Genomic DNA, 13,415 nt, shown 5'->3' on the forward strand with positions numbered 1-13,415 from the left:
GGAGAAACACCATGAAATCCATGCTTCTTTCCTCGGCGCTGGGCCTCGCCCTGACCGCCACCGGCGCGCTGGCGCAGGTCGACGAGAACGCCCCCCAAGGCGGCGCGATGGCGGTCACCTACCAGGATGACGTCGCCACGCTCGACCCCGCGATCGGCTACGACTGGCAGAACTGGTCCATGATCAAGTCGCTGTTCGACGGGCTGATGGGCTACGAGCCGGGCACCACCACCCTGCGCAACGAACTGGCCGAGAGCTACGAGGTCAGCGAGGACGGCCTGGTGCACACCTTCACCCTGAAGGACGGCATCATGTTCCACAACGGCCGCGAGATCGTGGCCGACGATGTGAAGTATTCGCTGGAGCGCGTGACCAACCCCGAGACCCGCAGCCCCGGCGCCGGGTTCTTCGGCATGATCGACGGCTTCGACACCTGGAACGCAGGCGAGGGCGAGGGCCTGTCGGGCGTGCAGGTGATCGACGACAAGACCGTCGAGATCACCCTGTCTCGCCCCGATGCCACGTTCCGGCACGTCATGGCGCTGAACTTCGCGTCCATCGTCCCGCAGGAGGCCGTCGAGGAGGCGGGCGAGGATTTCGGCCGCCAGCCGGTGGGCTCGGGCGCGTTCCGCCTGGCCGAGTGGACGCCCGGCCAGCAACTGGTCTTCGAGCGGTTCGAGGACTATCACCGCGCGGGCGTTCCGAAGCTCGACAGCGTGACCTTCAACATCGGGCTCGAGCCCACGGTCGCGCTGCTGCGGATCCAGAACGGTGACGCCGACATCCCGGGTGACGGCATCCCGCCGGCGCAATTCCTCCAGGTGGTGAACGACGCCGAGTACGAGGACCAGATCGTCGAGGGGGGTCAGCTCCAGACCGGCTATATCACGATGAACACGCAGATGGCGCCGTTCGACAATGTCGACGTCCGCAAGGCGATGAACATGGCGATCAACAAGGACCGCATCGTCCAGATGATCAACAACCGCGCCGTGCCCGCCAACCAGCCGCTGCCGCCCACCATGCCTGGGTATGACGAGGAGTACGAAGGTTACGCCTACGATCCCGAGGCGGCGCGGCAGATGCTGGCCGATGCCGGTTTCCCCGACGGCTTCGAGACCGAGCTTTACGTCATGAACGTCGATCCGAACCCGCGCATCGCGCAGGCCATCCAGCAGGACCTGGCCGAGATCGGCGTCACGGCCGAGATCCGAAGCCTGGCGCAGGCCAACGTCATCGCCGCGGGCGGCGAGGCGGACCAAGCGCCGATGATCTGGTCCGGCGGCATGGCGTGGATCGCGGACTTCCCCGATCCCTCGAACTTCTACGGGCCCATCCTGGGCTGCGCGGGCGCGACGCCCGGCGGCTGGAACTGGTCGTGGTACTGCAACGAGGACATCGACGCCCGCGCCACCGAGGCCGACGCCATGGTCGGTGACGAGGCCGCGCGCGAGGATGCCTGGCGCCAGATCTACGTCGACATCATGGAAGACGCGCCCTGGGTGCCGATCTTCAACGAGCAGCGGTTCACCCTGCATTCCGACAACGTGACCGGCGACGACAGCCTGTTCGTGGATCCGGTGCACATCCCGGTGAACTACGACTACATCTACTCGACCGGGGCGCAGTGACGCGATGTGCAAGAACTGCGACTACACCATCCACGGCCATCACCATCATGGGTGGGATCATTCGATCCCGCCCGCCCAGACGGTGGCTCCGGGCAGCAGGCTGCATTTCCAGTGCCTCGACAGTTCGGGTGGGCAGTTCACCGAAAGCAGCACCTCGGCCGACGTGCCGACCCTGGATTTCGGCAAGATCAACCCGGTCACCGGTCCCGTCTACGTCGACGGGGCCGAACCCGGCGACATCCTGAAGGTCGGGATCGAGGCGTTCCACCCGTCCGGCTTCGGCTGGACGGCGAACATCCCGGGCTTCGGGTTGCTGGCCGACCAGTTCAAGGATCCGCACCTGAAGACCTGGAGCTACGATCCCGACACGCTGGCACCCGCGTTGTTCTCGGACATCGCCAAGGTGCCGCTCAAGCCCTTCGCCGGCACCATCGGCCTTGCTCCGGCCGAGCCGGGCCTGCATTCCGTCGTGCCGCCGCGGCGGATGGGCGGCAATCTCGACATTCGAGACCTTGCGGCGGGCACGACGCTGTACCTGCCGGTCGAGGTGGCGGGCGCGCTCTTCTCGATCGGTGACACCCACGCCGCGCAGGGCGATGGCGAGGTCTGCGGCACCGCCATCGAAAGCCCGATGGATGTCGAGGTGACGCTCGATCTCATCAAGCAGGAAAAGCTGGCCTTTCCGCGGTTTACCACCCCCGGGCCGGTGACGCGGCACCTGGATGCCAAGGGCTACGACGTGACGACGGGCATTGGTCCGGACATGATGACCGGTGCCAAGGACGCCGTGTCGGGCATGATTGATCTTCTGTGCAAGGAGCACGGTTTCTCGGCCGAGGACGCCTACCTTCTGTGCTCGGTCGCGGGGGATCTCCGGATTTCCGAGATCGTGGACATGCCCAACTGGGTCGTGTCCTTCTATTTCCCCCGCGTCGTCCTGCAGTGAGTGCACCGGAAGACACCGGACCGGGCGAGCCACGCCCGGTCCTGACCGTCCGCGATCTGAGCGTTCAGGTCGCGACCGAGGCCGGCGCCAAAACGGTGCTGGACGGCCTGTCGTTCGACCTGCGCGCCGGCGAAACGCTTGCTCTGGCCGGCGAAAGCGGGTCGGGAAAATCGATGACGGCCTTGGCGATCATGGGTCTTCTGCCCAAGCCGATGGCCCGGATCTCCGGCGGCGCGATCCGCCTGGGCGACACCGAGCTGACGTCTCTTGGCGAAAGGGTGTATCGCAAGATCCGGTCGGCGCGCGTCGCGATGATCTTCCAGGAGCCGATGACATCGCTCAATCCGCTGATGACGGTGGAGCGCCAGATCTGCGAAGTTCTGCTGGAGCACGGCGCCGTGTCCCGCAGCCAGGCCCCGAAACGTGCCCTGGAACTGCTCAGGGACGTCCGGCTGACCGAACCCGAGCGTCGCTTGTCGCAGTACCCCCACGAGCTGTCGGGCGGCATGCGTCAGCGGGTGATGATCGCCATGGCGCTGGCCTGCGACCCCGAAGTGCTGATCGCCGACGAGCCGACCACCGCGCTGGACGTGACCGTTCAGGCCGAAATTCTCGACCTCATCCGCACGCTGCAAGCCGAACACGGCACCGCCGTGCTGATGATCACCCACGATATGGGCGTGGTGGCCGAGATGGCCGACCGCGTGATCGTTCTGCGGCAGGGCCGGCAGGAGGAAACCGCCCCGGTGCGCGATCTCTTCGCCGCGCCGCGGACGGAATACGCCCGCATGCTCCTGGCCGCCGTGCCGCGGCTTGGAGCGGCACCCGATCGGCCCGAGCCCGCGGATTCGAGGAAGATCGTCGAAGTCGACGACCTTTCGGTGCGGTTCGACATCGCGGGGGGCGTGCTGAACCGCACGGTCGCCCGGGTTCACGCGGTTGAAGGCGTGTCGTTTCACATCCGCGCGGGTGAGACTCTGGCCCTCGTGGGGGAGTCGGGTTGCGGCAAGTCGACGATCGGCAAGGCGCTGCTGGGGCTGGTGCCGTGGCAGGGCTCGATTCGCATCGACGGGCAGCAGACCCGCGGCCGGTCCCGCGCGGCCATGCGTCCGGTGCTGCGCGACATCCAGATGGTGTTCCAGGATCCCGGCGCATCGCTCGACGCGCGGATGACGGTAGGCGACCAGGTGGTCGAGCCGATGGTGGTGCACGGCCTGGCCCGCGGCAGCGAACTGGCTGACCGCGCCGAATGGCTGTTCCAGCGCGTGGGCCTGTCGCCCGACATGCTGCGCCGCTACCCGCACGAATTCTCGGGCGGGCAGAGGCAGCGGATCTGCATCGCGCGGGCGCTGTCCCTGTCGCCCAAGGTCATCGTCGCGGACGAAAGCGTCTCGGCGCTGGATGTCAGCGTGCAGGCGCAGGTGCTGGACCTCATGCAGGAGCTGCAGGCGCAGGACGGGCTGTCCTACCTGTTCATCAGCCACGACATGGCGGTGATCGAACAGGTCGCCGACCGGGTCGTGGTCATGCGGCTTGGCCAGATCATGGAGGAAGGCGCGCGCGACGCGGTCCTGCGCGACCCGCGCCACCCCTACACCCGGCGCCTTCTCTCGGCTGTGCCAGTTCCCGATCCGACCCGGCGGCGGCCCGACCTTCCAGAGACGTCAGGCGTCGAGGAGATCAGTCCGATCTTCCCCGTCGGCCAGGGGCCCGCGCGGGTCGAACTGACGGAGCTGTCGCGGCGCCATCGCGTGGCCCGCGACGCCATGGCCAAGACATGAGCGCGACCCGTCCCCAGAGGATCAGGTCGACGTCGGCGAAGCGCAGTATTTCGACGTGATCGAGCCTGTCGGTGCCGCCGTGCACGGCCGCGGCCGGCACTTCGTAGACGATTCAGTCGGGTCCGGCCGTCCCGACCTGATCGGCCGCTCTGACGGGAACGATCATATCCGCAAAGCGCATCCATTCCAGGTCGCAATCGAGGTAATCCGAGCTTCGTGCCGGGACGATCCGGATGCTCCTTGCAGATCGCGCTCGGGCTTTCCCTGACGAGGGGCAAGACGGACCAGCCTGACCGCATCGGCCAGCACGAGCCGTGGTCGCCAGCGCATGAGCCGCCCCGGGGACAGCGACCGCGGATCGCACGAGGCCGCGTCGACCTTTTCTGAAGCTATACTTGCCCAAGCTTCGGCGACCCGAGCGGACCTGCGTGGAGCGAAAAAGCGATACGAGAGGATGTATAGTGGTGTCTCAGATCACACGGGATGCGACGGCTGAAGCGGAGACTTCCACTCTTCACGACGGTGAACGTGGCTGAAACAGTCTCCGACAGGGGGTGAGGCTTCTTGCGGCTGCCATGAGCTGCGGCGAAACCAATGCCTTGTCTGGAGAAGTGGTGCCCAGGAGAGGACTCGAACCTCCACGTCCATACGGACACTAGCACCTGAAGCTAGCGCGTCTACCATTCCGCCACCTGGGCCGGTGTCGTGGGGGGCCGTCTAAAGCCGCTCGCGGGGGGTGTCAACGCCAAACCGAAGGGCAATTTCGAATTGCGGCTTGTGCGGTGCGGGCAGGCGTCCTACACCCTCAGACGCTCACCCACGAAGGAATGTCGCCATGGCAAAACTGGTCACGATCATCGGGGGATCCGGCTTCGTCGGACGCTACATCGCGCACCGGATGGCAAGCCTCGGCTGGCGCGTCCGAGTCGCCTGCCGCCACCCGCACGAGGCGCATTTCGTCCGCCAGTACGGAGTCGTCGGCCAGGTCGAGCCGGTCTTCTGCAACATCCGCGACGACAATTCCGTGCGCGCCGTCGTGGCCGCCGCCGACGCGGTGGTGAACTGCGTGGGCATCCTGGCCGAGGGCGGCAAGCAGACCTTCGCGGCGCTGCAGCAGGACGGCGCGGCGCGGATCGCGCGCCTGTCGGCCGAGGAAAACGTGGGCCGCCTCGTCCAGATCTCGGCCATCGGCGCCGACGGCGACAGCTCCAGCGAATACGCCCGCACCAAGGCCGCCGGCGAGCGGGCTGTGCAGGAGGCGTTCCCGGGCGCGGTGATCCTGCGTCCGTCGATCATCTTCGGCCCCGAGGACGAGTTCTTCAACCGCTTCGCCACCATGTCGATCCTGTCGCCCTTCGTCCCGCTGGTGAACGGCGGGGTGAAGTTCCAGCCGGTCTACGTGGACGACGTGGCCAAGGCCGCCGAGCTGGCCTTGCTGGGCAAGGCCGAGCCGGGCATCTACGAGCTGGGCGGGCCGGACGTGAACACCTTCCGCGAGCTCATGTCCGAGATGCTGTCGGTGATCCGCCGCCGCCGCCTGGTCGTCTCGGCCCCGCTGTGGCTGGGCCGGATCATGGGCAGCGGGTTCGACCTGCTGAAGACCATGAGCTTCGGGCTGATCCGTGGACCGCTCAGCCGCGACCAGGTCGAGAACCTGTCCCGTGACAACGTGGTGGGCGAGGGGGTGAAGACCTTTGCCGATCTCGGGATCGAGCCCACGGCGACCGAGGCGGTGCTGCCCGACTACCTGTGGCGCTTCCGTCCCTCGGGCCAGTATGCCGCGATCAAGGAAAGCGCGCGCAACCTGCGCTGAGTCGCGGGCCGCTCAGGTGTAGGCGATCCACAGCAGCAGGGTGCCCAGGCACAGGCGGTAGATCACGTAGGGCGTGAAGCTGACCGAGCGCAGCAGGCGGAACATCAGCTTCAGCGCGACGAAGGCCGCGACGAACGAGAAGGCCGCCACCAGCACCATGTCGTGCGCCATGTCCATGTCGGCCTGCGCCGCGACGTCCAGCGACAGCAGCAGCCCCGAGGCCGCGATCACCGGCACCGACATCAGCATCGACAGCCGCGCCGCATCGGTGCGATCGTAGCCCAGCTTGCGGCCCGCGGTGATGGTGATGCCAGACCGCGACGTGCCGGGGATCAGCGCCAGGATCTGCGCACACCCCATGACCAGCGCGTCGGACAGCCGCCAGCGTTCGGCGGACCGGTCGCGGCCGCCGCTGTGGTCCGCCCAGTAAAGCAGCAGGCCGAAGACGATGGTCGACCACCCCACGACCGCGGTGGAGCGCAGCGCGCCATCGAGACCCGACAGCTTCAGCAAGAGCCCCGCCAGGAGCACCGGCACCGTCGCGATGGCCAGGCACAGCGCCAGCCACGCGTTCTGCCCGTCGATGCGACCGCGCAACAGGGGCGGTATGCCGGCAAGCGCGCGTCCCACGTCATGGCGGAACACCCAGACCACCGCGCCAAGTGTGCCCACATGCGCCGCCACGTCCACGGCGAGGCCCTGGTCGTCGAGGCCGGTCAGTCGCGGCAGGAGAATCAGGTGGCCGGAGGAGGAGACCGGCAGGAACTCGGTCACGCCCTGGACGAGGGCAACCAGAAACAGGTGAAAAATGGGCATGGGGCTGGTTCGCTGGAGCGGTTGCGCGCAGAATAGGCGCGGGTGCTGCATGTGAAAGCGAAATATTGGGTCCGTTTCGGACATTATTTCGGCTGCGAGCGCCCCGGTGCGGCGAAAAAACACGCCAAGAAACCTCAAATAGGTCAGCATATATGTCTTTTATTTGATCCGGCGTGGTTGTAAGGCGGTGCAACCGAAATTCGGAGGATCGTTCGTGGCCAAGCAACCGATGCTGAAATTCGTGAATGTCGCGCGGGACATGCCCGAAAAGCGGCCCCCCGATCTGCGGCGCGGGGACTTCAACGAGATCTACGGCGAATACGCGCGCGAGAAGGCGGCCGAGCAGTCCGGACGGTGTTCGCAATGCGGCGTGCCCTACTGCCAGTCCCACTGCCCGCTGCACAACAACATTCCCGACTGGCTGCGCCTGACCGCCGAGGGCCGCCTGCAGGAAGCCTACGAGGTCAGCCAGGCCACCAACACCTTCCCCGAGATCTGCGGCCGCATCTGCCCGCAGGACCGGCTGTGCGAAGGCAACTGCGTGATCGAGCAGTCGGGCCACGGCACCGTCACCATCGGCGCGGTCGAGAAATACATCACCGACACCGCGTGGGACGAGGGCTGGGTGAAGCCGATCACCAACGGTGGCGAGCGCAAGGAAAAGGTCGCCATCATCGGTGCCGGGCCGGGCGGCCTGGCCGCGGCCGACATGCTGCGTCGCGAGGGCGTGCAGGTCACCGTCTACGACCGCTATGACCGCGCGGGCGGGCTGATGACTTACGGCATCCCCGGCTTCAAGCTGGAGAAGGACGTGGTGATGAAGCGCATCGCCCAGCTGGAAGAGGGCGGCGTCGACTTCAAGCTGAACACCGACGTGGGCACCGACATCACCTTCGCCGAGATCCGTGACAGTTTCGACGCGGTGCTGATCGCCACGGGCGTCTACAAGACCCGCGACCTGCAGGCGCCGGGCGTCGGGGCCGAGGGCATCGTGAACGCCATCGATTTCCTGACCGCCAGCAACCGCAAGAGCTTTGGCGACGCGGTGCCGGAATTCGACTCGGGTGAGCTGAACGCCGAGGGTAAGCGCGTGGTCGTCATCGGTGGCGGCGACACGGCCATGGACTGCGTCCGGACCTCGATCCGGCAGGGCGCGACGTCGGTGAAATGCCTCTACCGCCGCGACCGTGAGAACATGCCCGGCTCCCAGCGCGAGGTGCAGAACGCCGAGGAAGAGGGTGTCGAGTTCGTCTGGCTGAGCGCGCCCAAAGGCTTCACCGGCGAGCGGGTCGAGGGCGTGATGGTGTCGAAGATGCGCCTGGGCCAGCCCGACGCCACCGGCCGCCAGGTGCCCGAGCTGATCGAGGGCGCGGACTACTTGGAAGAGGCCGACCTGGTCATCAAGGCGCTGGGGTTCGAGCCCGAGGACCTGCCCAAGCTCTGGGGCGTCGACGGGCTGGAAGTCACGCGCTGGGGCACGGTGCTGGCCGATTTCCAGACTCACGAGACGTCGCTGCCCGGCGTCTACGCGTGCGGCGACATCCAGCGCGGCGCGTCGCTGGTGGTCTGGGCCATTCGCGACGGGCGCGAGGCGGCGCAGGCCATCCTGGCGCAGCTCGCGGGCAAGACCACGGCCCCCGTCGCCGCGGAATAGGCGCGGTCGAGGGGGCGCTGCCCCCGCTGCTGCGCAGCCCCCCGGAGGTATTTGGGGAAAGATGAAGCAGGGGCGTTGCCGCGCGTGCGTGCGGGCGCAGGTAATGCCGCAGGATTTTACATCGAGTGGCCAAGGGTGGACCGCCCGGCCGCATCTTCGAGAGAGGACACGACCGATGACCAAGTACGATGCCGAATGGGTGGCCCGCGAGCAAGCCAAGCGCGCCTACATGGCCGAACATTCGCTGTACCGCGACGATGACGAGCACGCGTCCTGCGGCGTGGGCCTGGTCGTCGACAAGGCCGGCAAGCCGTCGCGCCGCGTGGTGCAGGCGGGCATCGACGCGCTGAAGGCGATCTGGCACCGCGGCGCGGTCGACGCCGACGGCATGACCGGCGACGGCGCCGGCATCCACGTGCAGATCCCGTTCAAGTTCTTCGGCGAACAGGTCGAGCGCACGGGCCACGCGCTGCGCGATGAATTACTGGCCGTGGGCCAGGTGTTCCTGCCGCGCACCGATTTCGGCGCGCAGGAGATCTGCCGGACCATCGTCGAGACCGAAGTCCTGCGCATGGGCTACTACATCTATGGCTGGCGCCACGTGCCGGTCGACACCTCGGTCCTGGGCGAGAAGGCCAACGCCACCCGCCCCGAGATCGAGCAGATCCTGATCTCGAACGCCAAGGGCGTGGACGAGGAGACGTTCGAGCGCGAGCTCTACGTCATCCGCCGCCGGATCGAGAAGGCATCGGCCGCCGCAGGCGTGCGCGACCTGTATCTTGCATCGCTGAGCTGCCGGTCGATCATCTACAAGGGCATGATGCTGGCCGAGCAGGTGGCCGAGTTTTATCCCGACCTGAAGGACGACCGGTTCGAGAGCGCCTTCGCCATCTACCACCAGCGCTATTCGACCAACACCTTCCCGCAGTGGTGGCTGGCCCAGCCGTTCCGCATGCTGGCGCATAACGGCGAGATCAACACGCTGAAGGGCAACCTGAACTGGATGAAGAGCCACGAGATCCGGATGGCCTCGGCCGCCTTCGGCGACATGGCCGACGACATCAAGCCCATCGTGGCGCAGGGGTCCAGCGACTCGGCCGCGCTGGATTCGGTCTTCGAGGTGCTCGTCCGCGCGGGCCGCAACGCGCCCATGGCCAAGACCATGCTGGTGCCCGAGTCGTGGTCGAAGCAGGCCGACGAGCTGCCCGAGGCGTGGCGCGACATGTATTCCTACTGCAACTCGGTCATGGAGCCGTGGGACGGCCCCGCCGCGCTGGCCATGACCGACGGGCGCTGGGTCTGCGCCGGGCTCGACCGGAACGGGTTGCGCCCCATGCGCTATGTCGTGACCGCCGACAACCTGGTGATCGCCGGGTCCGAGGCGGGCATGGTTCCCATGGACGAATCCGGCATCGTCGAGAAGGGCGCGCTGGGCCCCGGCCAGATGCTGGCCATCGACATGCAGGAGGGCCAGCTGTTCCACGACGTCGAGATCAAGGACAAGCTGGCCGCCGCGCAGCCCTTCGGCGAATGGGTCGGCAAGATCGTCGAGCTGGACGCCGAGCTGGCGCGCGCGACCGAGCGCCCCGTCTTCTCCGGGGCCGAGCTGCGCCGCCGCCAGATCAGCGCCGGCTACACCATGGAAGAACTCGAGCAGATCCTCGCGCCCATGGCCGAGGACGGGAAGGAAACGCTGGCGTCCATGGGCGACGACACGCCCTCGGCCGTGCTGAGCGAGAAGTACCGCCCGCTGAGCCATTTCTTCCGCCAGAACTTCAGCCAGGTGACGAACCCGCCGATCGACAGCTTGCGCGAATTCCGGGTGATGAGCCTGAAGACCCGGTTCGGCAACCTCAAGAACGTGCTGGACGAAAGCAGCAGCCAGACCGAGATCATCGTGCTGGACAGCCCCTTCGTGGGCAACGCGCAGTTCGACCGCATGGTCGAGTCGTTCAACGCGCCCATGGTCGAGATCGACTGCACCTTCGAGGCGGGCCAGGGGCCGGGCACGCTGACCCAGGGACTGCGGCGCATCCGCGAGGCGGCGGAAGAGGCCGTGCGCTCGGGCTCGGGCCACCTGGTGCTGTCGGATGCCAAGGCCTCGGAAGATCGCGTGCCCATGCCGATGATCCTGGCGACCTCGGCCGTGCACAGCTGGCTGACCAAGCAGGGGCTGCGCACCTTCTGTTCGCTGAACGTGCGCTCGGCCGAATGCATCGACCCGCATTACTTCGCCGTGCTGATCGGCTGCGGCGCGACCACGGTGAACGCCTATCTCGCCGAGGACAGCCTGGCCGACCGGATCGAGCGCGGGCTTCTGGACTGTTCGCTGACCGAGGCGGTCGCACGCTACCGCGCCGCCATCGACGCCGGTCTGCTGAAGATCATGGCCAAGATGGGGATCAGCGTGATCTCGTCCTATCGTGGCGGGCTGAACTTCGAGGCGGTGGGCCTGAGCCGCGCCATGTGCGCCGAGTATTTCCCCGGCATGCACAGCCGCATCAGCGGCATCGGCGTCAACGGCATCCAGCGCAAGGTCGAGGAGATCCACGCCCGCGGCTTCCGCGGCGGACAGGACGTGCTGCCGATCGGCGGCTTCTACAAGGCGCGCCGCTCGGGCGAGCAGCACGCCTGGGAAGCGACGACCATGCACATGCTGCAAATGGCCTGCAACACGGCGTCCTACCAGACGTGGAAACAGTTCTCGGCCAAGATGCGGGGCGCCAAGCCGATCCACCTGCGCGACCTCATGGACTTCAAGGCGCTGGGCAACCCGGTGCCCATCGAAGAGGTCGAAAGCATCACCTCGATCCGCAAGCGGTTCGTGACGCCGGGCATGTCGCTGGGCGCCCTGTCGCCCGAGGCGCACCGGACGCTGTCGATCGCCATGAACCGGATCGGTGCCAAGTCGGACAGCGGCGAGGGTGGCGAGAGCCCCGAGGATTTCACGCCCGAGCCCAATGGCGACAACGCGTCGGCGAAGATCAAGCAGGTGGCGTCGGGCCGCTTCGGCGTGACGGCGGAATACCTGCTGCATTGCGAAGAGCTGGAGATCAAGGTGGCCCAGGGCGCCAAGCCCGGCGAGGGCGGCCAGCTTCCGGGCATGAAGGTGACCAAGCTGATCGCCAAGCTGCGCCACTCGACCCCCGGCGTGACCCTGATCTCGCCGCCGCCGCACCACGACATCTACTCGATCGAGGACCTGGCGCAGCTGATCTACGACCTCAAGCAGATCAACCCGCGCGCCAAGGTGACGGTGAAGCTGGTCGCGTCCTCGGGTGTCGGCACCATCGCGGCCGGGGTGGCCAAGGCCAAGGCCGACGTGATCCTGATCTCGGGCCATAACGGCGGCACCGGCGCGTCGCCCGCGACGTCGATCAAGTACGCGGGCCTGCCGTGGGAAATGGGCCTGACCGAGGCACATCAGGTCCTGGCCATGAACAACCTGCGCTCGCGCGTGACGCTGCGCACCGACGGCGGCCTGCGGACTGGGCGTGACATCGTCATGGCGGCGATGATGGGGGCCGAGGAATACGGCATCGGCACCGCCGCGCTGATCGCCATGGGCTGCATCATGGTGCGCCAGTGCCAGTCGAACACCTGCCCGGTGGGCGTCTGCACCCAGGACGACGCGCTGCGCGAGAAGTTCACGGGCAACGCCGACAAGGTGGTGAACCTCATCACCTTCTACGCCCAGGAGGTCCGCGAGATCCTGGCGTCGATCGGCGCACGCTCGCTGGACGAGGTGATCGGCCGGGCCGACCTGCTGAGCCAGGTGAGCCGGGGCAGCGCGCATCTGGACGACCTGGACCTGAACCCGCTGCTGATCACCGTCGATGGCGCGGACAAGATCGTCTATGACCGCGACCGCCCGCGCAACGCCGTGCTGGACACGCTGGACGCCGAGATCGTGCGCGACGCGCAGCGGTTCCTCGAGGACGGCGAGAAGATGCAGCTAAGCTATGCCGTGCGCAACACCCACAGGACCGTGGGCACGCGCACGTCCAGCCACATCGTCAAGCGGTTCGGAATGCGCAACCACGGCCTTCAGGACGACCACTTGCACGTGAAGCTGACGGGCAGCGCGGGGCAGTCGCTGGCCGCCTTCGCGGCCCCGGGTCTGAAGATCGAGGTCTCGGGCGACGCCAACGACTATGTCGGCAAGGGTCTGTCGGGCGGCACCGTGGTGGTGCGCCCGCCCATGATCAGCCCGCTGGTCGCGTCCGACAACACGATCATCGGCAACACCGTGCTTTACGGCGCGACGAGCGGCTACCTTTTCGCCGCAGGCCGCGCGGGCGAACGGTTCGCCGTCCGCAACTCGGGCGCGCACACGGTGATCGAGGGCTGCGGCTCCAACGGGTGCGAATACATGACCGGCGGCGTCGCCGTGATCCTGGGGGCGATCGGCGCCAATTTCGGCGCGGGCATGACGGGCGGGATGGCGTATATCTACGACCCCGAGGGCCGATCGCCGATCATGATGAACGCCGAGACCCTGGTGACCTGCCCGATCGCGTCGGACTTCTACGAGGCCGAGCTGAAGGGCCTGATCGAGCGCCACGCCGAGGAAACCGGCAGCCGTCGCGCGCAGGAGATCCTGCAACACTGGGAGACCGAGCTGGCGAACTTCACGCAGGTCTGCCCGAAGGAAATGCTGGACAAGCTCGAGCATCCGCTGGGCACCGAGGTGCAGGCGGTTCCGGCCGAGTGATTTGATCGGCCTCAGGCCGATTCTGCACCCAATCAAGCGCGCGCGCCTCGGACCAAATCC

At 67.2% G+C, this 13,415-nt stretch carries 7 protein-coding genes and 1 tRNA gene; 6 read left to right on the top strand and 2 right to left on the bottom strand.

Annotation, left to right across the window (positions count from 1 at the left end; translation table 11 throughout):
• Positions 1 to 11: 11 nt before the first annotated feature.
• From BUB76_RS05780 to BUB76_RS05790, 3 genes are read left to right on the top strand one after another with little or no spacing between them, the layout of a single operon-like run.
• On the top strand, positions 12 to 1,631 hold the full coding sequence (locus BUB76_RS05780) for an ABC transporter substrate-binding protein (RefSeq protein WP_073127739.1): 1,620 nt from the start codon (positions 12 to 14) through the stop codon (positions 1,629 to 1,631).
• A 4-nt stretch (positions 1,632 to 1,635) separates the two neighbouring features.
• The gene (locus tag BUB76_RS05785; RefSeq protein WP_073127741.1) at positions 1,636 to 2,577 is read left to right on the top strand and encodes an acetamidase/formamidase family protein; all 942 of its coding nucleotides are present in this window, start codon (positions 1,636 to 1,638) and stop codon (positions 2,575 to 2,577) included.
• A complete protein-coding gene (locus BUB76_RS05790) occupies positions 2,574 to 4,358 on the top strand; it encodes an ABC transporter ATP-binding protein (protein WP_073127743.1) in 1,785 nt (594 codons plus the stop codon). Before BUB76_RS05785 ends, BUB76_RS05790 begins: the two co-directional genes overlap by 4 nt.
• A 612-nt stretch (positions 4,359 to 4,970) precedes the next feature.
• Here the strand turns inward: BUB76_RS05790 and BUB76_RS05795 are convergent.
• Positions 4,971 to 5,056, bottom strand: a tRNA-Leu gene (locus tag BUB76_RS05795).
• Between the two features lie 137 nt (positions 5,057 to 5,193).
• Between BUB76_RS05795 and BUB76_RS05800 the strand changes: the two genes are divergently transcribed.
• Complete coding sequence (locus BUB76_RS05800; protein WP_073127745.1) at positions 5,194 to 6,171, top strand: complex I NDUFA9 subunit family protein; 978 nt, start codon at positions 5,194 to 5,196, stop codon at positions 6,169 to 6,171.
• Positions 6,172 to 6,183: 12 nt separating this feature from the next.
• On the opposite strand, the gene BUB76_RS05805 is transcribed toward BUB76_RS05800, so the two are convergent.
• Entirely contained in the window at positions 6,184 to 6,987 is an 804-nt protein-coding gene (locus tag BUB76_RS05805; RefSeq protein WP_073127747.1) for an undecaprenyl-diphosphate phosphatase, read from the bottom strand.
• Between the two features lie 214 nt (positions 6,988 to 7,201).
• Here BUB76_RS05805 and BUB76_RS05810 point away from each other — a divergent pair, with 214 nt between their 5' ends.
• Entirely contained in the window at positions 7,202 to 8,641 is a 1,440-nt protein-coding gene (locus BUB76_RS05810; protein ID WP_073127749.1) for an NAD(P)-dependent oxidoreductase, read from the top strand.
• 175 nt (positions 8,642 to 8,816) lie between these two features.
• Positions 8,817 to 13,355 carry a glutamate synthase large subunit gene (gene gltB / locus BUB76_RS05815; protein ID WP_073127751.1) on the top strand — a complete coding sequence of 1,513 codons (4,539 nt, stop codon included), beginning with the start codon at positions 8,817 to 8,819 and terminating at the stop codon, positions 13,353 to 13,355.
• Positions 13,356 to 13,415 lie beyond the last annotated feature (60 nt).

This window comes from Palleronia salina, assembly GCF_900141995.1.
Taxonomy (GTDB): Bacteria; Pseudomonadota; Alphaproteobacteria; order Rhodobacterales; family Rhodobacteraceae; genus Palleronia; species Palleronia salina.

Coding starts and splice junctions, on each gene's coding strand:
- BUB76_RS05780 (WP_073127739.1), top strand. CDS start 12: ATGAAATCCATGCTTCTTTCCTCGGCGCTGGGCCTCGCCCTGACCGCC.
- BUB76_RS05785 (WP_073127741.1), top strand. CDS start 1,636: ATGTGCAAGAACTGCGACTACACCATCCACGGCCATCACCATCATGGG.
- BUB76_RS05800 (WP_073127745.1), top strand. CDS start 5,194: ATGGCAAAACTGGTCACGATCATCGGGGGATCCGGCTTCGTCGGACGC.
- BUB76_RS05805 (WP_073127747.1), bottom strand. CDS start 6,987: ATGCCCATTTTTCACCTGTTTCTGGTTGCCCTCGTCCAGGGCGTGACC.
- gltB (WP_073127751.1), top strand. CDS start 8,817: ATGACCAAGTACGATGCCGAATGGGTGGCCCGCGAGCAAGCCAAGCGC.